Source organism: Micromonospora sp. WMMD998 (assembly GCF_029581235.1).
GTDB lineage: Bacteria > Actinomycetota > Actinomycetes > Mycobacteriales > Micromonosporaceae > Micromonospora.
In genome coordinates this window covers 846374-868106 of the sequence record NZ_CP120740.1, presented here as the reverse complement: position 1 = coordinate 868106, position 21733 = coordinate 846374, and the positions used below count along the sequence as shown (strand labels likewise).

Here is a 21733-nt window from a genome sequence, read left to right as displayed (position 1 = left end):
CGCTCAGTCGGCGCTTACCGGGCCGAGCACCGGCCGCTTGGCGGTGACGAAGTCACCGGAGGAACGGCCGGTCAGCCGGCGTTTGATCCACGGCGCCAGGTGCTGGCCGGCCCAGCGCAGGTCGGAGGCGCGGGCGGCCAGCCACGGGGTGGGCGCGGGATGCGGCGGCACCAGCAGCCACTCCTCCTCGCAGCCGACGCCGAGGGCGGTGAGGACCTGCGCGGCCACCCGCCGGTGCCCGGCGGCCGACAGGTGCAACCGGTCGGTGCTCCAGAGCATCGGGTTGAGGTAGGTCTCGTCGGAGTAGAGGTCGACCAGGATCGCCCCGTGCCGCTCGGCGACCTCGCCGACCGCCCGGTTGAGCAGCGTCACCCGGGGGGCCACCAGCCGCTGGCCGGGCAGCCGGGCCATCACGTCGGCGAACCGGAACAACACCACGTCGCTGCCCACGCCCCGCAGCCGTTCGACCACCTTGTCGAAGCGCGGGACGAAGACATCCGGATCGAAGGTGCGGCGCAGCACGTCGTTGCCGCCGGCCGCGAACGTGACCAGGTCGGGCCGCATGGCCAGCGCGGCCGGCACCTGTTCGGCCACGATGTTCGGGAACAGGCGACCCCGGATGGCCAGGTTGGCGTAGCCGAAGTCGGGGCCCGCCTCGGCGGCGAGCCGGGTGGCGACCAGATCGGCCCAGCCCCGGTAGCTGCCGTCCGGATACGCGTCGTCCATCCCCTCGGTGAAGCTGTCGCCCACCGCCACGAAGCTGCGCCAACGCACGGCGTCTCCCCTCCGACGTCCCGGCAGAAGTGCGTCGCTCAGTCTGTCACCGCCCGGGCCGCTCCCGCCGCCCCCCGGGGCCGGACGTGGCGGACGTCTCGGCGTCCGGTTCCCGACGACCTCCCGAGCGGACCATGGGCCCGGCCGTCGGCCCCATCACGACTGGGCGTCACCGATCGGGTCCACGCGCCGGACGGCCCCCTCGCCGGGGCGTGGGGGCCGTCCGTGGGTGGGGTCCGTGCGGGGTCAGCCGCCGGCGAAGGTCACCTCGGTGCCGCACTTGGCGCTCTGGTTCAGGCAGGACTTGACCAGCGGTCCGATGCGGGCCGGGTCCCAGGCGTTCATGAAGTCGCCGTGCATGGAGGACGGCTTGCCGGAGGAGAGGCTGAGACCGTTCCCACCCAGCGACTGGTAGTTGACCATGAAGGACAGGTTCGGCACCGCCACCGGGTACTTGCCGGTGCAGACGCCGTTGACCGGGTCGCCCATGTGCGATTTGTGGTCGGGTGAGTCGATGTTCCTGCCGTCCCAGCAGTCCTTGAAGACGAGCTGGAAGATGAGGTTGCCGCCGGAGGCGCAGACCGGCCAGTTGCCGTCGGCACTGCGGCCCGTCTCGGCGCTGCCGGCACACCAGAACTGGTTGCTACCGGCGTTCTTCGGCGTGTCGACCTGCCGCTTGGCGTCACCCTCGACCATTCGCAGGCCGGGCGGGAAGGGCTTGACGGCCGACGGGTCCTTCACCCGCGAGCCGTAGTAGACCCGGAAACTCTTCATCGGTACGGGCTTGCCGTCCTTGCGCAGCTCCGGCGTCCAGTAGGCGCTCAGGTCACCGGGGGCGTTGCAGGTGGTCTTCGAGGAGAGCAGCTCGTCGGTGGTGGTGAAGGCGTCGACCTTCGGGCCGAAGAAGGTGTGCATGTGCGAGGCACCCGGCAGGCCGGGCAGGACGATCGGGTCGTCCGGCGCCGAGTTGGCCAGCTCGCAGTCGGTGTGGAACTCGGGGACGCGAGTGGTTCCCGGCGTCACCGCCTTCGGCTTGATCGCGTCGAAGGCGGCAAGTTCCTGGTTCCACCTGGCCTGGTCGACCGGGACCCAACCGGCCGTCGGCGCGGTCGGGGTAGCCGGGGTGGTCGGCGGCGTCGCCGAGCTGGCGCTCGGCGTGGGCGACGCGCTCGCCGTGGGCGACGCGCTCGGCGTCGCGCCGGTCGCGGAGCCGAACGTGAACCAGTTCAGGTTCACGAAGTCCGACCGGGAGGCGCTCTTCATGACGGCGAAGACGGTCTGCGGGCCCGCCGGCACGCTGGCCGCCGTGGCGCTCGCCGTCGTCCACTTCTGCCAGCCGCCGGTGTGGCTGATCGGGAAGGTGGCCAGCAGGGCGCCGGTCTGCGTGCCGAGGCGCAGCTCGACGGTGCCGCCGTCGGTGTTGTCCGCCGCGACCCGGGCCGTCAGGTCGGTGCCGACGATCGAGATGCCGTCGTACCGCAGCCAGTCACCGTTGGCGAGCCAGCCCACGTTCCGGCCGCCGTCGGCGTCGCCGGTGTTCTCGGTCTGTGCGCCGGACTGCGCCGCGAAAGCCTCCGCCTGGACCCGGCCAGGCACCACGACCTCCTCGGCCTGGGCGCCGGCGACGTAGATGCCGCTGCCGGCCAGGGCCACGGCGACCGCGGAGGCGAGCGTGATTCGAGTGAGGCGGCGGCGCTTGTGCGCCCGGCTGGGCGGTGCGACATGCGCGGGGGGAGTCCGCATTGCCAGTGATTCCTTCGATTCGGTGATGACGCTCCTGTCGAATGGAGTATGTGCACGCCCGTGACCTGCGGCAACGTTCGGAAAAAGGAATTAAGGAAGGGTGCGGACAGGTGCCCTGGTGGCCGCCGCGCCCGCTCCGGATAACAATTTTTTGCCCTCGCATCCTTAATTTCTCATTAATGCCACCACCGCGGGCGGTGACGTCTCCCGGCGGAAAACCGTAATCTGACCTGCCGACGCCGGTCTCCGATAGGAGACGGGCAGCGCGCACGGGCGCTGTTCGGGTCGAGCGCACAGGGAGTGGCACCATGTCGGCAGCCGGTCGGGCGGGACCTGATCCCGGATTGGTCGTCGCGGCCCGCCAGGGCGACCGGCACGCTCTCGACGACGTCGTGGCGGCGTCGCTCCCGCTTGTCTACAACATCGTCGGGCGTGCGCTCCGCGGCCACGCCGACGTCGACGACGTGGTCCAGGAGACTTTGGTACGGGTGATCCGGCACCTGCCCGCCCTCAACGACCCGACGGCGTACCGGTCCTGGCTGGTGGCGATCACCGTCCGGCAGGTGCGCGACTGGGAGCAGCGCCGACGGGCCGCCCTCCACCGCGATGCCGGGCTGGACGTGATCCACGACGTGCCCGACCCCGCGGCCGACTTCGCGGGAATGACGATTCTCCGGCTCGGCCTGACCGACCAGCGGCGTGAGGTCGCCGAGGCGACCCGCTGGCTCGAACCGGACGACCAGGAACTGCTCTCGCTGTGGTGGCTGGAGGAGACCGGCGAGCTGACGCGCGCCGAGATCGCCGAGGCGACGGCTTTGTCACCGGGGCACGTCGCCGTGCGCATCCACCGGATGAAGGAGCAGATCCAGAGCGCACGCGGGGTCGTCCGCGCGCTGCACGCCCGGCCCGGGTGTCCCGACCTGCACATCCTGACGGTCCAGTGGGACGGCAGTCCCAGCCCGCTGTGGCGCAAGCGGTTGGCTCGACACATCCGTGACTGCGCGTTCTGCGGGCACCTGGGCGGCGCGTTCCTGCCGATCGACCGGCTGCTCGCGGGGATGCCGCTGCTGCCCCTTCCGCCCGGCCTCGGCACTCACGTCCCGCCCACGACCGCGCCTCCGGCTGCCCCGCAGACCGTCGGGCCGCCGCCGACCGTCGTCCACCCGGCGGTGCGCGTACCCCGGGGCCTGATGCCGTCCCTCGCCGCGACGGTGGCGGCGGCGGTCGTCGCGATCAGCGCGGTGGTGGTGCTCCTGCCGGCCGATCCGGCCGCCGCGCCACCGGCCGTGCCGTCCTGGGCCGCCGCGCCACCCGCCGCGCCCACCGTCGTCGCGTCCCCGACGACGTCGCCGTCGCCGTCGCCGTCTGTGCGTCCGTCGCCCTCGAAGGCACCGGTGGCGCCGGCGGTGAGCTCCACCCGCAAGGGCGTCGGGGTGTGGAACTTCGCCGGCGTGAGCCAGGCGTTGGCCAACTCGAAGGCCGGTTGGTACTACACCTGGGGCACCCAGCACCCGGGGATCAGCACTCCACGGGGCGCGACGTTCGTGCCCATGATCCGTAGCGCGGAAAACGTCAACGCCGCGGACCTGGCCCGGGCCCGCTCGGCCGGACCCTACCTGCTCGGCTTCAACGAGCCGGACCTGCCCGAGCAGGCGAACATGACCGTCGAACAGGCACTTGACCTGTGGCCGCAATTGATGGCGACGGGCAGCAAACTGAGCAGCCCGGCGGTCGCGTGGGGTGGCGCGGAGCCCCAGGGCTGGCTGGACAGGTTCATGGCCGGCGCCGAGGCCAGAGGTCACCGGGTCGACTTCATCGCTTTGCACTGGTATGGCGCCGACTTCACCACGGCCGCGGCGGTGAACCAACTGCGGCAGTACCTGCAAGCCGTCCACCAGCGCTACCGGAAACCGATCTGGCTGACCGAGTTCGCACTGATCCGCTACGACGGCGGGCGTCAGATCTTCCCCGGTCAGGCGCAGCAGGCGGCCTTCCTCAGCGCGGCCACCGCCATGCTCGGCCAACTCCCCTACGTGCAGCGGTACGCCTGGTTCGGCCTGCCCGCGACCGACAGGGACAGGTCCGGGTTGTTCAGCGACGGCACCAGCGCGACGGCGATCGGCCGAGCGTTCCAGGCCGCACGCTGATGATCGGTTCCGCCCTCAGGGCCCCCGCCTGGCGGATCGCCGGAGTCGTCGGGGCGCTGGCCGCGACGACGCTGGCCGTCGCCCTGACCCGGCATGCGGACCGCGTCGACCAGTCCGCCGCGCCCGCCGCGACGGTCACGCTCAGCGGCACCGACGACGCCTTCATCCAACTGCTGCTGCCGATGGACGACGGAGTTCTCGCGCTGATCGACCACCTCGACACCCGTCAGTCGACCACCGATCCCGCGCTGCGCACCGTCCTCGGTGACGTCCGGACGGCGCACCGCGCCGAGGTGGTGGAGTTGCGAGGGTTGCTGGCCGCCGGCAACGTCCCGGAGCGGAACATCCACGAGGGGCATCAGATGCCCGGCATGGTCACGGAGGAGCGCCTCGCCGACCTGCGCGCCGCCCCCGACGCCGAGGTGCCGTCCCGGGCCGTCGGTCTGCTCCGGGCGCACCTCGAGCAGACCGTCGTGCTGTGTCGGGGTGAGCGGACCGCCGGGGGCAGCCCGCAGGTCAAGGAGCTCGCCGGCCGCATCCAGGTGACGCGGGCCGCCGAGCTGAGCGCTCTGGCGGGTCGGCCCGGCGCGACCGGCGACGCGGTCAACTGACCGGTACGCCGCACCAACGAGTCGAACAGGTCCCGGCTCAGCAGTCGAACACCGACCAGCAGATGTCGTTGCGCAACCGCTGGTCGTCGAGGACCAGGTCGCGGACCGCCGCCGGGAGCCGGTCGCGCTGCCACCGGCACTCCGCACGCCCCGCCGTGTCACCCCGGCCGTCCGGCGCCGCCGCCCGTACCGCCTTGATGGCGTACGCCGCCGCGCCCAGTTCGTGCGCGGCCACGTGGGCGACGGCCCCCGCCTGGCCGGCGGCGTACGCGGCATGGCGCGCCGCCCCACGCAGGTCCCGGGCCGCGCCCATGGCATGACCGCCCGCCGCGCGGGACGTCATCATCGTGACCTCGCCCCGCACCCAGGCCCGGATGTGCGCGATCGCCTCGCGCGGACGCCTGTCGTCGGGTCGGACCGCCTCGAACAGGTCGAGGACGTGCTCCGCGCAGTCGGCGGCCCAGAGCGCGAGCAGCCGGTGGTCGTCGTCGGTGAGCGTCCCGCCGCGACGGATCGTGATGAAGCGGGGATCCCTGACCTTCGGCAGGATCACGAGTCGTCCTCCTCCGCCGCAGTGGTCGGCATCCGCCGCAGGGCGTCGTCGAGGGCGCCCATCAGCCGGGCGACCCGGCTGCTGCCACCGGTCACCGGCGGGTAGCGGCGGAGCACGTCGACGAGCGCCGGGGTGGCACTCCGTCGCGAGCGGTCCAGCAGGGCGGCACCGACCGCCGGGTCACCGCCGGCCGCCAGCTCCCCGATCCGCGCCGCGCTCGCGGCGGCCCGGAGGATGTGACCGACCTGGCTGGCCCGGGCGAGAGGATGCAGGTACGCCGCCGCGGCGGCGTCACCGGCGGATCGCGCGGCCAGGCACGCGGCCTCGGACGGCGCGGACCGGGCCGCCCGGTGTGCCTCGACCGCCGCGACCCGCTGAAGCTTCGTCCGATCGGCACCGTCGACGAACACCCGCGCCGCGTCGACCGCCGCGCGGGGACGCGGATCGGCGGGTACGGCCTGCTCGAAGACCGGCAGGACGTCCTCGGCGTGCGCGACCACGTAACGCGCCACCTCGCGCAGCTCGTCCATGGTCAGGTCGAAGTCACCGGACACGAGTTGTCTGCGCGCTGCCACGTCGAGGAATCGTATCCGCGAAACCTCGTGCCCGGCGGTCAGCTCCGCTCGCCCACACCGCGTTGGTACGGGCCCCAGCCGACGAACCGGTCGAACAGGTCGCGGGGTGTGGGCCCCTCGTGCGGATTGAGGCGGAACAAGTCGTGGGTGGCCTCGTGATACAGCCCGGAGAGGTAGACGGCCAGGTCGACCGGGTGGTCGGCGTACTCGGCCGTGAGCAGCAGCCGGGCCTGGGCGCAGGGCCACGGCGAGCCGCAGGCACGGCAGAGCCACAGTGGCCGGATCGGCAGGTGCGCCGCATGGTCCGGCGGGTAGGCGCGTGGCCGGTCCGGGTGCGGGCCGAGCCGGGGTACGGGGAGACTCATGCGTGACAGTCTGATGAGAACGCCACTACGCTCGGAAGTCGTCGAGACCGGCCCGGGAGCGGATCGGGAAACCGCCGGGCGACCGAGGAGGCCGAGTGGAGAACGAGCCGACCGCCGAGCTGATCCGCGCCCAACTGCGGCGGCTGCGGCTCAAGGCCGAGCTGAGCCAGGAGGAGTTCGGGAAGCTTGTGCACTTCTCCAACTCCCAGGTGTCGGCGGTCGAGCTGGGCCAGCGACCGCTGGACCGGTTCTTCCTGAAGCGGGCCGACGAGGTGCTGGGCACCGGGGGGCTGTTGACGTCGCTGCTCAAACTCGCCGAGCGGGACGGCCAGCCGAGCTGGTTCCGCCCGTGGCTGGAAGCCGAACGCCAGGCCCAACAGTTGCGCTGTTACCAGCCGAGCCTCATTCCCGGGCTGTTGCAGACCGAGAACTACGCCCGGGCGATGATTCACACCGATGACATGCTCGCCGCCGAAGAAGGTGATCGACGCTTGGCGGTCCGGCTCGACCGGCAGTCAGTGCTCACTCGCCCCGATCCGCCCAAGTTCATCGCGGTGATCGAGGAAGCGGTGCTGCGACGGGCGGATGAATCCTTCCGTGGATTGATGAGCCAACAGGTCGCACACCTCATCGACACGAGCGGACTCCCCCACGTCGCCGTCCATGTGATTCCATCCGATGTCAGCCTGCACATCGGACTGACCGGACCATTCACACTCGCTCGTGGTGGCGACGGGGGCTGGATCGGCTACCTGGAGAACCAACTCGGGGGAACGGTGATCGACAATGATGAAAGTGTGGCTATCCTGCTGTCCAGGTGGGAGAGCGTTCGGAGTGAGGCACTGTCTCGCCGCCAGTCGATCGAGCTGATGAAGGAAGTGATCGGGTCATGGAACTGACCGGCGCTGTCTGGAACAAGTCCACCCGTAGCGGCCAGAGTGAGTGCGTCGAGGTGGCGGACAACCTGGTCGGGGTGGTCGGTGTGGTCGGGGTGCGCGACAGTAAGGATCCGGCCGGGCCGGTCCTCACCTTCGCCCCGGACGCCTGGCGCGCTTTCGTGCGGCTCAGCGGGGACCGCGCGTTGCGGTGATCAGCACGCTGTGTTTGCGTACCCGGAAAGCGCCCTCCGCTTCGATGCGGGCCTGGACCACGTCGCGGGCGGCCGACTCCTGCGCGGCGGTGAGTGGCCCGACCATGCTGGCGACGTAGGCGAGGACCGGCTCGACGGTGGGCACCGCCAGGTCGTCGGGGTAACGCTCGACCGCCACGTCGGTGAAGTGGGCCGCGACCCGGGCCGGCGTCGTCTCGGCGGTGACGTCGTTCTGGTGGAACCCGACGGCCAGCTCGGGTCGGCCGATGACCGGGCCGAGCGCGTCCACCTCGACGAGGTGGTCGCGGCCGTTCACGGCGACGGCGAGTCGCCCGCCGGGGCGCAGCACCCGGGCGAACTCGGCCAGCGCCGCGTCGGGGTCGTCCAGGTGGTAGAGCATGTGGTTGGCGATCAGCGCGTCGAAGGCCCCGTCGGCGTACGGCAGGTGGGCGGCGTCGCACCGCTGCACCCGGGCGTCGGGCACATCGCGCAGCCGGTCGCACATGGCTGGTGAGAAGTCGGTCAGGGTGAGCCGGAGCCCGGTCTCGGGGCTGCCCACCTGACGCCACAGCTCACCGGTGCCGGCACCCACCTCGAGCACGTCCCCGACCAGCGGCAGTCGCTCGCCGAGCCAGGCGAACCAACCCTGCGCGCTGGTGCCGTAGGCGTGCAACGCCATGCGGGCGGTGAGGTTGCCGGTAGTGGTCGCGTACTGGCTCACCGCGCGAGCCGACGGTGTGGCGGTCACCTCGGCAGACTACTGCCGGGGCCCCGAATCACCGCACGTGCATGCTCGATGAATGATCGGTCAGAGATAGAGGCAGAACGGGTGGCCTACCGGGTCGAGGTGCACCCGGACGTCGTCCTGGGGTTGGTAGTCGGCGACGGTGGCACCGAGCGACACCGCGAACGCCGAGGCCGCGTCGAGGTCGTCCACCTTGATGTCGAGGTGGAGCATCATCGGCGGGTCGCCCGGTCCGGCCGGCCACACCGGACGCACGTACGCCGGCTCGTCCTGGAACGCCAGCGTGGCACCACCGTCCGGCGGGGCCAGCACCACCCAGTCGTGCTCGTCCTCACGTCGCGGCCAGTCGAGCAGCCGCTCGTAGAAGACGGCCAGTTCCTGGGCGGACGGCGCGTCGAGCACGGTGGACGTCAACGAGAATCGGGGACGCTGAATCATGTGACAGTCCTACCCCGCTGAAGCCGAAACGGATCGCCCGCGCGCCGGTCGTCGCCGTACGCTGCGGCCATGCTGCTTCGCATGTCGACCCTGCTGCTCCGGACCCTGCGCGAGGACCCGGCCGACGCGGAGGTGCCGAGCCACCGGCTGCTCCTGCGCGCCGGCTACGTCCGCCGGGCCGCGCCGGGCGGCTACACCTGGCTGCCGCTGGGCAAGCTGGTGCTCGACCGGATCACCGCGATCGTCCGGGACGAGATGACCGCGATCGGCGACCAGGAGGTGCACTTCCCGGCGTTGCTCCCGGCCGAGCCCTACCGGACCAGCGGGCGGTGGACCGAATACGGGGACGACATCTTCACACTCGTCGACCGCAAGGGCGCCGACCATCTGCTCGCGCCGACCCACGAGGAGCTGGCCGCGCTGCTGGTGAAGGACCTGTTCACGTCGTACCGCGATTTTCCGGTGACGCTGTTCCAGATCCAGACGAAGTTCCGCGACGAGGCGCGGCCCCGGGCCGGCCTGCTGCGCGGGCGCGAGTTCCTGATGAAGGACGCCTACTCCTTCGACCTGGACCCGGCCGGGCTCCAGCAGGCGTACGACCGGCACCGGGCGGCCTACCAGCGCATCTTCCGGAAACTCGGGTTGGACTTCACGGTGGTGCACGCGACGTCCGGGGCGATGGGCGGCTCCGCGTCCGAGGAGTTCCTGGCCGCCACGCCGGTCGGCGAGGACACCTACGTCGGTTGCACGGCCTGCGACTACGCCGCGAACACCGAGGCGGTGGTGACCCGCGCGCCGGCCACCGGTGACCCGGAGGCGCACCCGGCCACGGCGGTGCACGACACCCCGGAGACACCGACCATCGCGTCCCTCGTCGACGTGGCGAACGCCCGCGCGCTCGCCGGCCGCACCGGCTGGACCGCCGCCGACACCTTGAAGAACGTGGTGCTTGCCGTGCGCCGGCCCGGCGTCGAGCAGGCCGAGCTGCTGGTGATCGGCCTGCCGGGCGACCGCGAGGTGGACCTGAAGCGGGTCGAGGCGGTGCTGGCCCCGGCCGCCGTGGCCGTCTTCGACGACTGGGCCGCGCACCCGGAGCTGGTCCGCGGCTACCTCGGGCCGCAGATCCTGGCCAAGCACGGCATCCGCTACCTGGTCGACCCCCGCGTGGTCACCGGCACCACGTGGCTGACCGGGGCGAACGAGCCGGGCCGGCACGCCACCGACGTGGTGTGCGGGCGCGACTTCGTCCCCGACGGCACGATCGAGGCGGCCGAGGTGCGGCCCGGGGATCCCTGCCCGGCCTGCGGTGACGGCGAGCTGACCATGCGGCGGGGCATCGAGGTGGGGCACATCTTCCAGCTCGGTCGCCGCTACACCGACGCGTTCGCGGTCGACGTGCTCGGCCCCGAGGGCAAACCGGTCCGGCCGATCATGGGCTGCTACGGCATCGGCGTGTCCCGGGCGGTCGCCGCCGTCGCCGAACAGCACCACGACGACCGGGGGCTGCGCTGGCCGGCCGAGGTCGCGCCGTGCGACGTACACCTGGTGTCCGCCGGGAAGGGGGCGCAGCTCGACGCGGCGCTTGAACTCGGCGGACGCCTCGCCGCCGCCGGCCTGCGGGTGCTCGTCGACGACCGCACCCACGTGTCCGCGGGGGTGAAGTTCACCGACGCCGAGCTGATCGGCATCCCGCGCGCCGTCGTGGTCGGCCGCCGCCTGACCGACGGGTACGTGGAACTGCGCGACCGGGCCACCGGCGGACGGACCGACCTGCCGGTGGAGGGCGTGGTGGAGCGCCTGCTCGGCGAGGTGGGCGCGACACGCCGCGACGCGGTGTAACGAACGTGCCACCGGGTACCGCTTAAGGATCGACCGAGGCGTTTCGGAGGCTCCCATGTACCGCGTCAGTGACGTGATGACCAAGCAGGTGGTCTACCTTCCCGCGGAGACGCCATTGGACGAGGCGGCCCGGGTGATGAAGGAGTCGGACATCGGCGACGTGGTGGTGACCGACGGCGCCACGCTCGCCGGTGTGCTGACCGAACGTGACATCGTGGTGCGGGCGGTGGCCGAACGCGCCGACCCGGGCACCACCACGATCGGGTCGATCATCACCCGTGAGGTCGTCATGATCGAGCAGCACTGCACCGCGGGCGAGGCCGCCGCGTTGATGCGCGAGCGCAGCATCCGGCGCGTGCTGGTCTGCGACAACGAGCGCAAGCTGGTCGGCATCATCTCCCTCGGCGACCTGGCCTCACAGCCCACCCCCACCGCGTGAAAGGCGGGGCCCCCGCTTAACGCCTGCGGTAGAGGAGGGGCCCCCGCTTAACACCCCGCCCGCTCACCCGGGACGCGGCGGATAGCCTCGACACATGCCCGAGATGCCGACCAAGCTGGCCGAGATCGTCGATGAGTTCGCCTCCGCCCCGCGCGACGTCGTGTTGGAAATGCTGCTGGAGTTCGCCGACGTGATCCCACCCCTGCCCGAGGGGGTGGACCGGGACGACCTGGAGCAGGTCCCCGAGTGTCAGACCGCGTTCTTCCTGCGCGCCGAGGTGCGCCCGGACAAGACCGTGAGCACGGTCTTCGACTGCCCGCCGGAGGCGCCGACCACCCGGGCGTTCGCCGGCATCCTCGCCGACGGGCTAAAGGGCGCGAGCGCCGAGGAGGTGCTGGCCGTGCCGGACGACCTCTACCAGCGGATGGGGTTGGCCCAGGCGATCAGCCCGCTGCGGGTACGCGGCGGCACCGCCATCCTGGCCCGCCTGAAGCGCCAGGTCCGGGAACAGATCTCCTGACCTGCGGGTTGTCGCTGGTCATGGAGATCGAGATCTACGCCGACGTCGTCTGCCCCTGGTGCTGGATCGGCAAGCGCCGGCTGGAGCAGGCCCTGGAGTCGTACGACGGCGAGGTGACCGTCCGGTACCGGCCGTTCCAGCTCGACCCCACGCCGGTCACCGAGCCGAGGCCGCTGCTCGACGCGCTCGCCGACAAGTTCGGCGGCCGGGACAAGGCCGAGGGCATGGCCGCCCACGTCTCCGGCGTCGCCGCAGGTGCCGGACTCGACCTGCGGTTCGACCGGGCGGTGGCGGCGAACACGTTCGACGCGCACCGGCTGGTGCGGTTCGCCACCGAGCGGGGGCGAGCTGCGGAGACGGTGGAGCGGCTCTACCGGGCGCACTTCCTCGACGGCGTCGACGTCGGATCGATCGACGCGCTGGTCACGCTCGCCGGCGAGATCGGGCTGAACGAGACCGAGGCCCGCCGGTATCTGGAGTCGGGCCTCGGCCGCCGCGAGGTCGCCGCCGACCTGAGCGCCGCGCAGCAGCTCGGCGTCTCCAGCGTCCCGACCTTCGTGCTTGCCGGGAAGTACGCGGTGACCGGTGCCCAGGAGCCGGCTACGCTGCTCGCGGCGCTGCGTGAGGTGGCGCAGCGCGAGGCCGCCGCGTGATGTTTCACGTGGAACAAGATCGATGCGGCTGAGCGGTCAGGCCGGCCGGGCCAACTCCTCCACCACCCTGGCCCCGGGCAGCGCGCCGAGCGCCGGCCCGGGCAGGGCGATCTTGCTGTGGCGTACGCCCGATCCGATGATCACGTGGGGAGTGGCGATCACCCGCGCGTCGACCAGGATCGGCCACTCCTCGGGCAACCCGATCGGCGTGATCCCGCCGTATTCCATTCCGGTCAGCTCCACCGCCTCGGCCATCGGCGCGAAGCTCGCCTTGCGCACGTCGAGCAGCTTGCGGACCACGCCGTTCACGTCCGCCCGGGTGGTGGCCAGCACGATGCAGGCGGCGTAGCGGGTTTCGCCACCGCGTTTGCCGGCGACCACCACGCAGTTGGCCGACTCCTCCAGCCCCACCTCGTACGCCGCGCAGAAGGCCGCGGTGTCGGCCAGGTCGGCGTCGATCGCCGCGACAAGCACCTCGTCCACGTCGACCGGCGCCTCGTCCGGCCACCGCTCCACCGCTGCGGCGACCGGCGGCGCCAACAGGTCCAGCCGGCCCCGGGCCGGCTCCGTCTTCAGCGTCCCCATCACGGATGCGATCCTTGCACCCGCGCCGGCAATCCGCTCGCCGCGCTGTTAATAGGGGCCCCCGCCTATACCGAATCCGTTAAGAGGGGCCCCCTCCTTACACCTCGGTGAGGTGCCGCCGTTGCAGCGGCTCGGGACGGTTCGCCTCGGCGTCGGCGATCCCGTGTCGGACACCGACCCGGATCACCCCGTAGAGGAAGACGAAGCCGAACACGTACAGCACCACGGTGACCGCCAAGACCAGCATGAGGTCACGGTAGGCCGCCCCCGGACCCGATCGGATCTCATCTTCGGCCGGTTCCCCCGTACGTGTCCGCGAGGTAATCGGCCCAGGTACGCGCACCTGTGGGCGTGGCGGTCGTGGTGAGCCCACCGGCGCGCAGTTCCCGGCCGAGCCGCCCGGGGATCCGGACCGGCAGCAGCGGCCGTCGCGACCGGCGGGCCGCTAGCCAGCTCCGGGCCGCCTCGTCGAAGCGGAGCACCTCCGGCCCGCCGAAGTCCTCGACCCGGCGCGACGGCCCGGCGGCGAGCAGGGCCACCAGCCGGTCCACCACCTCGCCCGGGTCGACCGGCTGGGCGAGCACGGCCCGGTCCCCGATCACCGGGCCCAACCGGCTCGCGCCGCCCAGCAGGCCGGCCAGGAACTCGGGGAACTGAGTTGCCCGCAGCACGCTCCAGGGCACCTCTCCGGCGGCCACCACCTGCTCGGCCGCGAGCTTGTGCCGGTAGTAGGACAGCGGCACCCGGTCGACGCCGACGATCGAGACGTATGCCAGGTGCCGCACCCCGGCGTGCCCGGCGGCGACGGTCAGCCGGCGGGTGCCGAGCACGTCGATCCGGTGGGTGTCCCGGTTCGGCGACGAGGCCAGGTGCAGCACCGCCTCCATCCCGGCGACCGCCTCCGCCAGCCCGGCGCCGGTGGCCAGATCGGCCGGCAGCCACTCGACGCCGTCCCCGGCGCCGTAAGCGACGCCGCCACCGGCAGCGCCCCCACCAGCAGCGCCGTCGCCAGCAGCGCCGTCGCCAGCAACGCCGCCACCACCACCAGCACGGCCGCCGGTGGCGGGTCGGCGACTCACCGCGCGGACGGTGAATCCCGCGTCCCGCAGCCGCGGCACCGCCACCCGTCCGAGCCGTCCGGTCGCCCCGGTCACCAGCACCCGCATCGTCACATCCTCCCGCTCGTGTCGCCGGCCGTCGGGTCCGCACCGAAAGCCGCTCCCGACAAGGGACGGAACGCCGGCACCGATCGTGACGGCCCGACGAGCCGCCCACCCACACGAGCGCCCCACCCGGACGAGCGCCCCACCCAGACGAGCGCCCCCACCCAGACAAGCGGCCCGCTCAGAAGACCGACCCGCTCAGACGAGCGGCCGGGGCACCACGCGCCCGGCGAGCAGCAGGCCGAGCAGGCCGCAGCCGGCCGCGACGGCGAGCGTGGCCGCGTAGCTGGCCGGACCGGGCGACGACCCGGTGGCCAGCACCGCCCCGGTCAACGCCAGCACGACGGCGGCGGCCAGCGAGTCGCCCAGTTGCAGCGCCGAGGAGTTCCGGCCCTGCTCGGCCGGGGCGGACAACTCCAGGGTGAGCACCGACAGCGAGGGATAGAGCAGGCCCATGCCGAGGCCGGCGACCGCCCAGGCGAGCACCGCCGCCGCCACCGGCACGCCCGGCAGCAGCGCCGACGCGACACCGGCCGTGCCGGCGGCGATGCAGGCCGATCCGGCCCGGGGCAGGCTGGCGGCGGAGCGCGGCGTGGGGATCCGGCCCTGGATCCACGAGCCCACCGACCAGGAGAGCGCCCCGACGGTGAGCACCAGCCCGGCACCGGTGGGCGTGAAGCCACGTTCCCGGGAGAACATCAGCGGGATCACCACCTCGGCGCCGACGAACGCCGCCGAGGCCAGCCCGCGCAGGCCGATCACCGTCGGCAGCCCGCGCGCCGCCCGCAGGAAGCCCGACGGCAGCAGCCGCGGCACGCAGGCGAGCAACCCGGCCAGCGCCACCCCGATCAGCCCGGCGGCGAGCGCGCCGCGCTGCTGCCCCCCGTAGTGCAGCAGCGCGGCGCTCGCCCCCGCCCCGCAGGCCCAGCCCACCCGGGCGAGCGCGCCGGCCGGCGGTCGGGTCGGCACGGTGGCGGCGAGCGTCCGCAGCCCCGGCTGGATCAGCAGCACCGCCGGCACCGCGACCACCGGCACCGCCAGGAACACCCAGCGCCAGCCCAGGTGCTCCACGATCAGGCCGGCAAGCGCCGGCCCGACGAGCGACGGCACCACCCAGGCCGCGGCGAAGGCGGCGAACATCCGCCGCCGCAACCGCTCCGGGTACGCGTGCCCGACGATCACGTAGAGCGCCACCGAGAGCAGGCCGGAGCCGAAGCCCTGCACCACCCGCCCGGCGACCAGCACACCCATGCGGTCGGCGGCGCCGGCCAGCGCCAGGCCGGCGACGAACCAGGCCACCCCGTGCCACATCGCCGGCCGTGGTCCGCGCGCGTCGCACCAGATGCCGGAGGCGACCATCGCGACCACGCCGGAGGCGAACGACCCGCCGAAGGCGAGCGCGTACAGGCCGAGCCCGTCCAGGCTGCGCGCGACCGTCGGCATGGCGGTGCCCACGGCGAGGGCCTCGAACGCGAGCAGCGACACCAGGGCGACGCTGCCCACCGTCATCGCCCGTAGGCCCGGCGACCACAAACCGGTGGCGGCGGTCTCCGACGGGGCGGTGGCGGTCGTCATGGGCTCCAGCCTGTGCCCTCAACCGTGGTTGAGGTCAACTGTGGGCCCGGTCTCGTCAGGCGGTCTCCAGCGCCTCGCCGATGCCCTTCGCCAGGCCGGAGGCGTGCTGGTCGGCGAGGACGTGCCCGGCGGTGATGACCAGGGCCAGCGGCCATTCGATGACCTGGAGCGCGGCGAGCACCCCGATGCCGGCGTAGTAGGCCAGCTTGTCCGGCGGGGGCACCGCCACCTCGCCCAGCAGCGGGAGGTCCACCCGGCGGCTGTACGCCCGGATCGTCTCCCGTGCTCCGCTCAGGTCTCGCGTCAGCGTGCTCATCCCTGCCTCCCCCGGTCACGACGACGGCATCGACCCGCCCGGCATTCCACCGACCCCGGCGTCCATGCGCGGGGCAGCGGGGAAACTTCCCCCACTCCGGGGGCATAACGGACGCCGCGCCGGGAAGTCGGGCCGCCGGGACGAGTCCGGGAGGCGAGATGGCGTACGGGTTCGCCGGTCTCCTGCTGTCGCCGGCCGCCGTGCCGGACGCCGTCGCGCGGGTGGCGCGTACCGTCGGGTCGGCCCTGCCCGGGGCCGCCGTCCCGCCCGCCGTCACCGGGGCGGCCGGGAACGTGGGCGCGGCGACCACCCGGTTGGCCCGGCTGGCGAACCTGGCCCGGCGCCGGGTGTGGTCCCGGGACGGCCGGCACCACATCGAGGTGCACGGCGTCTGCCAGGACGGCGGGGACCGGTTGGCCCGGCAGGTCGAGGCGGCGCTGGAGGCGGTGCCGGGGGTGACCTGGGCCCGGGTGAACGCGCCGTCGGGCCGGGTGGTGGTGGCGACCGGGGAGCCGGCGCCGAGGCTGCGGGACCTGATCGACACGGTGGCGCGCGCCGAGCAGGCCTGCCCGTTCGAGCCGGACCCGGAGATCCCGCCGCCGCATCCGCCGGAGGAGGGTCCGCGCACCCCCCGTACGCTCGGCGCGCTTGCCTCCGACGCACTTGGCCTGACCATCTCCGCGGCCACCCGGATCCTGCCGTTCACCCCGGTGCCCGGCGAGGTGGCCGGTCTGCTGAACGCGATCGACCTGCATCCGAGGTTGCACGCGCTGGCCGACCGTGGCCTGCGCGCCGACCCCCGCGCCGAGGTGCTCTTCCCGCTCGCCGAGGCGGTGGTGCAGGGCCTCACCGGCGGCTGGGCCGGCATCGTGCTCGACGGCGCGCAGCGGGTGGTGCAGTGGGGTGAGGCGCGGGCCCAGCTCGCCGCGTGGAGTCGCGCCGAGCCGGGGTTGACAGGTGACCCGGACCGGGCGGTCGCGCGGGTGCCGGACGGCGAGCGGCCCTGCCCGGTCCCGGACGGCCAGGTCGAACGCTACGTCAAGCGCGCGCTCACGGCCGGCGCGGCGGCGGGCGCGGCGGCGATCCCGGTGGCCGGCGGCAAACGCGCCGCCGCGCTGGCGCTGTCCGCGCTGCCCAAGGCGCCGGGCAGCGGGCGCGAGGGGTACGCGGCGCAGCTCGGCCGGATGCTGGCCCGGCGCGGTGTGATCGCGATGGACCGTAGCGTGCTGCGGGAGCTGGACCGGATCGACACGGTGGTGCTGGACGCCGCGGTGCTCGGCTCCGACCGGGGCGTGCTGTCCGACCTGGCGCCGCTGCCCGGCGTCGACACCCGGCAGGTGGCCGCCCGGGCGTTCGCCCTGTTCGACCCGGCCAACCCGGACGCGGTACGGACCGACGACGGTTGGCGGCTCGGGCCGCTGGACCGGCTCGACGCCTCGCATCCCGGGGACACCCCGGACAGCGAGCGGCTGCGGTCCCACGGTGGGCGGCTGCTCGGGCTGGCCGAGGGCGGGCGGCTCGCCGCGGTGCTGCGGGTCGAGCCGGAACCCGCCCCGGGGGTGGAGGCGCTTGTCTCCGCAGCCCGTCAGGCGGACGTCCGGCTCGTGGTCGGCGGCGGCGAGGACGGCCGGTACGACTTCGCCGACCGGCACGTACCGGGCGGGTCCCGGCTCGCCACCGCCGTCCGTGACCTGCAACGTGAGGGCGCGGTGGTGCTCGTGGTCTCGGGGCGCCGGTCCGCGCTCGCCGCCGCCGACTGCGGTCTCGGCGTGTCCGCGCCGGACGACCTGCCCCCGTGGGGCGCGCACCTGCTGGTCGGCGACGACCTGCGGATCCCCGCCCTGCTCATCGACGCGGCCGGGGTGGCCCGCCGGATGACCGGGCAGAACATCAGGATCGCCATGGCCGGCAGCGGGCTCGGCGCGCTCGGCGCGTTCACCGCCGACCGGCGGCTGCTTCCCGGCCGGACCACGGCGGCGGTGAACGGTGCCGCGATGGTCGCCTTCGGGCACGGCGTCGTCCGGGCACACCGGTTGCCGGACCGCGCCGGCACCCCGACGCCGGCGCTCACCGCCTGGCACCTCATGCCGGTGGAGACCGTCCTGAACCAGCTCGACAGCCGACCCGCCGGGTTGACCGACGAGGAAGCGGCCGGGCGTCGGGGTGCCGGGGCCGGCGACGGGCACGGGCCGGTCGCGCTCCTCCGCGCGTTCGTCGACGAGTTGTCCAACCCGCTCACCCCGGTGCTGGCGGCCGGCGCGGTGCTCTCCGCCGCGTTCGGCTCGCTCGTCGACGCGGCGCTCGTCGGCGGCCTGGTCGGCGGCTCCGCCCTCGTCGGCGCGGTGCACCAGCGCAACACCGAACGCTCCCTGGCCGAGTTGCTGTCCCGCTCGGCCGTCACCGCCCGGGTGCGGCGCGACGGCACGGAACGGGTGGTGCCGGCCGAGGACCTGGTGCCCGGCGACGTGATCAGCGTCAGCTCCGGTGACGCCGTACCGGCGGACTGCCGGGTACTGACCAGTGACGGGCTGGAGGCCGACGAGTCGTCCCTCACCGGTGAGTCGCTGCCGGTGGCCAAGAACCCCGAACCGGTGGTCGCCGCGGCGATCGCGGAGCGGCACTCGATGCTCTTCGAGGGCACCACCGTGGCCGCCGGGCACGGCACCGCCGTGGTGGTGGCGACCGGTGCGCAGACCGAGTCGGGGCGGAGCCTGGCGCTGGCCCGGCAGGCTCCACCGGCCAGCGGGGTGGAGGCGCGGCTCGGCAAGCTGACGAACGCCGCCGTGCCGCTGGCGGCCGGCTCGGCGATCGCGGTGGCCGGGGCGGGGCTGCTCCGGGGCGTACCCCTGGCCGAGACGGCGGCGACCGCCGCGAACCTGGCCGTCGCGTCGGTGCCGGAGGGGCTGCCGTTCCTGGTCAGCGCCGCGCAACTGGCGGCGGCGCGGCGGCTGGCCGAGCACGGCGCGTTGGTCCGCAACCCGCGCACCATCGAGGCGCTGGGCCGGGTGGACGTGCTCTGTTTCGACAAGACCGGCACGCTCACCGAGGGGAAGCTGCTGCTGGCCGGCGTGGGCACCGGCGACGACAGGTACGCCCCGGCGGACCGCCTCGACGGCCCGCTCCGGTCGACGCTTGCCGCGGCGCTGCGGGCCACCCCGGCGGCGGCCGACCCGGAGGAGCTGCCGCAGCAGACCGACCGGGCGGTACGCCGGGGCGCGAACACGGCCGGCGTGGCCGAACACACCGGGGCGGCGGGCTGGACCGCGACGAGCGGGCTGCCGTTCGAGCCGTCCCGGGGCTACAGCGCCACGGTCGGCCGCACCGGCGACGGGTTCCTGCTGAGCGTGAAGGGCGCGCCCGAGTCGGTGCTGCCGCGGTGCGCGTCCCGGCGTACCGCCGGGGGTGACCGGCCGTTGGACGCGGCGGGCCGGGACGAGGTGCAGGCCATGCTTGCCGGTCGGGCCGGCGCCGGGCACCGCGTCCTCGCCGTGGCCGAGTGTTCGGTGTCCGTCGACGCGGTCGCCGACGAGCAGGTCGACGGGCTGGTCTTCGTGGGTTTCCTGACCCTCGCGGACGGGGTGCGGGAGAGCGCCCGGCCGGCGGTGGAGCGGATCCGCAAGGCGGGCGTGCACACCGTCATGATCACCGGGGATCATCCGGCCACGGCCGAGGCGATCGCCGCCGCCATCAGCCCCGACCACGGGCAGCAGCGGGTGGTGACCGCCGCCGACCTGGACCGGCTGGACGACGCCGCGCTCGCGGAACGGCTGATGGCCACCGACGTGGTGGCCCGCTGCACGCCCACCCACAAGGTACGGATCATCCAGGCGTTGCAGCGCCGGGGCCGGACCGTGGCGATGACCGGGGACGGCGCCAACGACGCCCCGGCGATCCGCCTGGCCGACGTCGGCATCGCGCTCGGCCAGCGCGGCACACCGGCCGCCCGCGTCGCCGCCGACCTGGTGGTCACCGACGACCGGCTGGAGACGATCATCGCCACGCTCGTCGAGGGACGGGCCATGTGGTCCTCGGTGCGGCACGCCCTGAGCATCCTGGTCGGCGGCAACCTCGGCGAGATCGCGTTCAGCGTGCTCTCCGCCGCCTCGACCGGCCGGTCCGCCCTGACCGGGCGACAACTGCTGCTGGTCAACCTGCTCACCGACCTCGCGCCGGCGCTTGCCATCGCGGTCCGCCCGCCGGCCGACGACCGCACCGACCACCTGCTGCGGGAGGGGCCGGACTCGTCGCTCGGCGCCACCATGACCCGGGAGATCGGGCTGCGGGCCGCGGCGACCACGCTCGGCGCGACCGCCGGTTGGACGCTGGCCCGGTGGACCGGCACGCGACGCCGGGCCGGCACCGTCGCGCTCGCCTCGCTGATCGGCACCCAGCTCGGCCAGACGGTGCTGGCCGGCGGCACCAGCCCCACCGTGCTGGCCGCCACCGCCGCGTCGGTCGGCGTGCTGGTCCTGGTGGTGCAGACGCCCGGGGTCAGCCAGTTCTTCGGCTGCACCCCGCTCGGACCGGTGGGGTGGACCATCGCGACCGGCTCGGCGCTCGGCGCGACGTTCGCCAACGGCGCGTTGACGAAGCTGGTGGACCGCCTGCCGCAGCCGGGCTCGTCCTGACCGGCGCTCAGTGCCAGGTGGCGGCGGCCCGGCGCAGCCGGTCGTTGACCGCCCGGCCGACACCCGCGTCGGGCACCGGCTCGGCGACGATCTCGGTCACCCCGGCCGCGTCGAGCCGGTGCAGCGCGTCGAACAGGCGCGCGGCTGCCGCCGTCAGGTCCCCCGAGGGCGAGAGCACCTCCACCGCCGCCCAGTCGCCGTCCGCCGGTGGCTCCCGGAAGGCCAGGAATCCCCGCCGGCCGCCGTCGTGCTCGCCCGCCGCACCCAACCGCAGCGGGGTACGCGGGGCGTAGTGCGCGGCGAGCGTGCCGGGCGCGACCGGCCGGCCGGAGCTGCCCTGGCGTACCTCGACCGGGCCGACCGCCTCGACCAGCGCCTCGACCGGCAGCGCGCCCAGTCGCAGCACCACCGGTCGATCGCCCCGGGCGTCCACGATCGTCGACTCGATCCCGCAGCGGGTGGGCCCGCCGTCGAGCACCACGTCCACCGCCCCGCCGAGCCCGGCCACCACGTGCTCGGCCCGGGTCGGGCTGAGCTGGCCGAACCGGTTGGCGCTGGGCGCGGCGACCGGCACGCCGGCGGCGGCGATCAGCGCCCGCGCGGATGGTTCGTCCGGCACCCGGACGGCCATGGTCTCCAGGCCGGACGTGACGATCGGCGGGATCGCCGCGGGCCGGTCCACGATCAGCGTGAGCGGGCCGGGCCAGAACCGTTCCGCGAGCGCGGCCACGGCCGGCGGCACCGCGCCGACGAGCGCGGTCAGGTCGGCGGCGTCGGCCAGGTGGCTGATCAGCGGATCGAAGCTGGGCCGGGCCTTCGCCTCGAAGATCCGCGCCGCGGCGTTCGCGTCGAGCGCGTTCGCGCCCAGCCCGTAGACCGTCTCGGTGGGGAAGGCGACCAGCCCGCCGGCGCGCAGGACGGCGGCGGCCTCGTCGATGCCGCGGTCGGCCGGCAGGACGCGCGGGGATCCGGTG

22 protein-coding genes are annotated in these 21733 nt (G+C 73.8%); 9 read left to right on the top strand and 13 right to left on the bottom strand.

The window, feature by feature from the left end; genetic code table 11:
* Positions 1 to 3 precede the first annotated feature (3 nt).
* Entirely contained in the window at positions 4 to 774 is a 771-nt protein-coding gene (locus O7619_RS04010; protein WP_282285751.1) for an SGNH/GDSL hydrolase family protein, read from the bottom strand.
* 246 nt (positions 775 to 1020) lie between these two features.
* The gene (locus O7619_RS04005) at positions 1021 to 2517 is read right to left on the bottom strand and encodes a DUF1996 domain-containing protein (RefSeq protein WP_282285750.1); all 1497 of its coding nucleotides are present in this window, start codon (positions 2515 to 2517) and stop codon (positions 1021 to 1023) included.
* Between the two features lie 308 nt (positions 2518 to 2825).
* Between O7619_RS04005 and O7619_RS04000 the strand changes: the two genes are divergently transcribed.
* Positions 2826 to 4664, top strand: a complete 1839-nt coding sequence (locus tag O7619_RS04000; RefSeq protein ID WP_282285749.1) for a sigma-70 family RNA polymerase sigma factor — start codon at positions 2826 to 2828, stop codon at positions 4662 to 4664.
* The gene (locus O7619_RS03995) at positions 4664 to 5275 is read left to right on the top strand and encodes a DUF305 domain-containing protein (protein WP_282285747.1); all 612 of its coding nucleotides are present in this window, start codon (positions 4664 to 4666) and stop codon (positions 5273 to 5275) included. The genes O7619_RS04000 and O7619_RS03995 overlap by 1 nt, the downstream gene beginning before the upstream one ends.
* Before the next feature lie 37 nt (positions 5276 to 5312).
* Here the strand turns inward: O7619_RS03995 and O7619_RS03990 are convergent, their stop codons facing one another.
* The 3 genes from O7619_RS03990 to O7619_RS03980 are packed head-to-tail and all read right to left on the bottom strand — an operon-like array spanning position 5313 to position 6768.
* Entirely contained in the window at positions 5313 to 5828 is a 516-nt protein-coding gene (locus O7619_RS03990) for a putative immunity protein (RefSeq protein WP_282285746.1), read from the bottom strand.
* Positions 5825 to 6403: a putative immunity protein gene (locus O7619_RS03985; protein ID WP_282285745.1), complete on the bottom strand. Its 579-nt coding sequence runs from the start codon at positions 6401 to 6403 to the stop codon at positions 5825 to 5827. Before O7619_RS03985 ends, O7619_RS03990 begins: the two co-directional genes overlap by 4 nt.
* A gap of 38 nt (positions 6404 to 6441) precedes the next feature.
* On the bottom strand, positions 6442 to 6768 hold the full coding sequence (locus O7619_RS03980) for a hypothetical protein (protein ID WP_282285743.1): 327 nt from the start codon (positions 6766 to 6768) through the stop codon (positions 6442 to 6444).
* Between the two features lie 95 nt (positions 6769 to 6863).
* Between O7619_RS03980 and O7619_RS03975 the strand changes: the two genes are divergently transcribed.
* Both O7619_RS03975 and O7619_RS03970 read left to right on the top strand, forming a co-directional pair.
* Complete coding sequence (locus tag O7619_RS03975) at positions 6864 to 7667, top strand: helix-turn-helix transcriptional regulator (protein ID WP_282285741.1); 804 nt, start codon at positions 6864 to 6866, stop codon at positions 7665 to 7667.
* Positions 7658 to 7858: a DUF397 domain-containing protein gene (locus O7619_RS03970; protein ID WP_282285740.1), complete on the top strand. Its 201-nt coding sequence runs from the start codon at positions 7658 to 7660 to the stop codon at positions 7856 to 7858. Before O7619_RS03975 ends, O7619_RS03970 begins: the two co-directional genes overlap by 10 nt.
* Here O7619_RS03970 and O7619_RS03965 read toward each other — a convergent pair.
* Positions 7833 to 8606 carry a class I SAM-dependent methyltransferase gene (locus O7619_RS03965; protein WP_282285738.1) on the bottom strand — a complete coding sequence of 258 codons (774 nt, stop codon included), beginning with the start codon at positions 8604 to 8606 and terminating at the stop codon, positions 7833 to 7835. The genes O7619_RS03970 and O7619_RS03965 overlap by 26 nt on opposite strands.
* A 60-nt stretch (positions 8607 to 8666) precedes the next feature.
* Positions 8667 to 9041 (bottom strand): VOC family protein, encoded by a 375-nt coding sequence (locus O7619_RS03960; RefSeq protein WP_282285736.1) that lies wholly within the window; start codon positions 9039 to 9041, stop codon positions 8667 to 8669.
* A gap of 69 nt (positions 9042 to 9110) precedes the next feature.
* On the opposite strand from O7619_RS03960, the gene O7619_RS03955 reads away from it, so the two are divergent.
* From O7619_RS03955 to O7619_RS03940, 4 genes are all read left to right on the top strand, one after another.
* Entirely contained in the window at positions 9111 to 10880 is a 1770-nt protein-coding gene (locus tag O7619_RS03955; protein ID WP_282285734.1) for a proline--tRNA ligase, read from the top strand.
* A gap of 55 nt (positions 10881 to 10935) precedes the next feature.
* Positions 10936 to 11319, top strand: a complete 384-nt coding sequence (locus tag O7619_RS03950) for a CBS domain-containing protein (RefSeq protein ID WP_282285732.1) — start codon at positions 10936 to 10938, stop codon at positions 11317 to 11319.
* A 94-nt stretch (positions 11320 to 11413) separates the two neighbouring features.
* Positions 11414 to 11839 (top strand): SufE family protein, encoded by a 426-nt coding sequence (locus O7619_RS03945; RefSeq protein WP_282285731.1) that lies wholly within the window; start codon positions 11414 to 11416, stop codon positions 11837 to 11839.
* A 20-nt stretch (positions 11840 to 11859) separates the two neighbouring features.
* Entirely contained in the window at positions 11860 to 12492 is a 633-nt protein-coding gene (locus O7619_RS03940; protein WP_282285730.1) for a DsbA family oxidoreductase, read from the top strand.
* 36 nt (positions 12493 to 12528) lie between these two features.
* Here O7619_RS03940 and O7619_RS03935 read toward each other — a convergent pair whose 3' ends face one another.
* The 5 genes from O7619_RS03935 to O7619_RS03915 all read right to left on the bottom strand — a co-directional run bounded on the left by O7619_RS03935 (position 12529) and on the right by O7619_RS03915 (position 16131).
* On the bottom strand, positions 12529 to 13077 hold the full coding sequence (locus O7619_RS03935; protein WP_282285729.1) for a YbaK/EbsC family protein: 549 nt from the start codon (positions 13075 to 13077) through the stop codon (positions 12529 to 12531).
* A 97-nt stretch (positions 13078 to 13174) separates the two neighbouring features.
* A complete protein-coding gene (locus O7619_RS03930) occupies positions 13175 to 13324 on the bottom strand; it encodes a hypothetical protein (RefSeq protein ID WP_282289006.1) in 150 nt (49 codons plus the stop codon).
* A 37-nt stretch (positions 13325 to 13361) separates the two neighbouring features.
* Positions 13362 to 14243 (bottom strand): NAD(P)H-binding protein, encoded by an 882-nt coding sequence (locus tag O7619_RS03925; protein WP_282285728.1) that lies wholly within the window; start codon positions 14241 to 14243, stop codon positions 13362 to 13364.
* A 195-nt stretch (positions 14244 to 14438) separates the two neighbouring features.
* Positions 14439 to 15815, bottom strand: a complete 1377-nt coding sequence (locus O7619_RS03920; RefSeq protein ID WP_282285727.1) for an MFS transporter — start codon at positions 15813 to 15815, stop codon at positions 14439 to 14441.
* 55 nt (positions 15816 to 15870) lie between these two features.
* The gene (locus O7619_RS03915) at positions 15871 to 16131 is read right to left on the bottom strand and encodes a hypothetical protein (protein ID WP_282285726.1); all 261 of its coding nucleotides are present in this window, start codon (positions 16129 to 16131) and stop codon (positions 15871 to 15873) included.
* A 158-nt stretch (positions 16132 to 16289) separates the two neighbouring features.
* Here O7619_RS03915 and O7619_RS03910 point away from each other — a divergent pair, with 158 nt between their 5' ends.
* Positions 16290 to 20759, top strand: a complete 4470-nt coding sequence (locus O7619_RS03910) for an HAD-IC family P-type ATPase (RefSeq protein ID WP_282285725.1) — start codon at positions 16290 to 16292, stop codon at positions 20757 to 20759.
* 7 nt (positions 20760 to 20766) lie between these two features.
* Here the strand turns inward: O7619_RS03910 and O7619_RS03905 are convergent, their stop codons facing one another.
* Positions 20767 to 21714, bottom strand: coding sequence for an L-threonylcarbamoyladenylate synthase (locus O7619_RS03905; protein ID WP_282288659.1), 948 nt, complete (start codon positions 21712 to 21714; stop codon positions 20767 to 20769).
* Positions 21715 to 21733 lie beyond the last annotated feature (19 nt).

Excerpts from the sequence above, each read along its gene's own strand:
- O7619_RS03995 (WP_282285747.1), top strand. The coding sequence starts at position 4,664 with ATGATCGGTTCCGCCCTCAGGGCCCCCGCCTGGCGGATCGCCGGAGTC.
- O7619_RS03970 (WP_282285740.1), top strand. The coding sequence starts at position 7,658 with ATGGAACTGACCGGCGCTGTCTGGAACAAGTCCACCCGTAGCGGCCAG.
- O7619_RS03920 (WP_282285727.1), bottom strand. The coding sequence starts at position 15,815 with ATGACGACCGCCACCGCCCCGTCGGAGACCGCCGCCACCGGTTTGTGG.
- O7619_RS03980 (WP_282285743.1), bottom strand. The coding sequence starts at position 6,768 with ATGAGTCTCCCCGTACCCCGGCTCGGCCCGCACCCGGACCGGCCACGC.
- O7619_RS03940 (WP_282285730.1), top strand. The coding sequence starts at position 11,860 with ATGGAGATCGAGATCTACGCCGACGTCGTCTGCCCCTGGTGCTGGATC.
- O7619_RS03930 (WP_282289006.1), bottom strand. The coding sequence starts at position 13,324 with ATGCTGGTCTTGGCGGTCACCGTGGTGCTGTACGTGTTCGGCTTCGTC.
- O7619_RS04005 (WP_282285750.1), bottom strand. The coding sequence starts at position 2,517 with ATGCGGACTCCCCCCGCGCATGTCGCACCGCCCAGCCGGGCGCACAAG.
- O7619_RS03935 (WP_282285729.1), bottom strand. The coding sequence starts at position 13,077 with ATGGGGACGCTGAAGACGGAGCCGGCCCGGGGCCGGCTGGACCTGTTG.
- O7619_RS03950 (WP_282285732.1), top strand. The coding sequence starts at position 10,936 with ATGTACCGCGTCAGTGACGTGATGACCAAGCAGGTGGTCTACCTTCCC.
- O7619_RS04000 (WP_282285749.1), top strand. The coding sequence starts at position 2,826 with ATGTCGGCAGCCGGTCGGGCGGGACCTGATCCCGGATTGGTCGTCGCG.
- O7619_RS03945 (WP_282285731.1), top strand. The coding sequence starts at position 11,414 with ATGCCCGAGATGCCGACCAAGCTGGCCGAGATCGTCGATGAGTTCGCC.
- O7619_RS03915 (WP_282285726.1), bottom strand. The coding sequence starts at position 16,131 with ATGAGCACGCTGACGCGAGACCTGAGCGGAGCACGGGAGACGATCCGG.
- O7619_RS03960 (WP_282285736.1), bottom strand. The coding sequence starts at position 9,041 with ATGATTCAGCGTCCCCGATTCTCGTTGACGTCCACCGTGCTCGACGCG.
- O7619_RS03925 (WP_282285728.1), bottom strand. The coding sequence starts at position 14,243 with ATGCGGGTGCTGGTGACCGGGGCGACCGGACGGCTCGGACGGGTGGCG.
- O7619_RS03955 (WP_282285734.1), top strand. The coding sequence starts at position 9,111 with ATGCTGCTTCGCATGTCGACCCTGCTGCTCCGGACCCTGCGCGAGGAC.
- O7619_RS03910 (WP_282285725.1), top strand. The coding sequence starts at position 16,290 with ATGGCGTACGGGTTCGCCGGTCTCCTGCTGTCGCCGGCCGCCGTGCCG.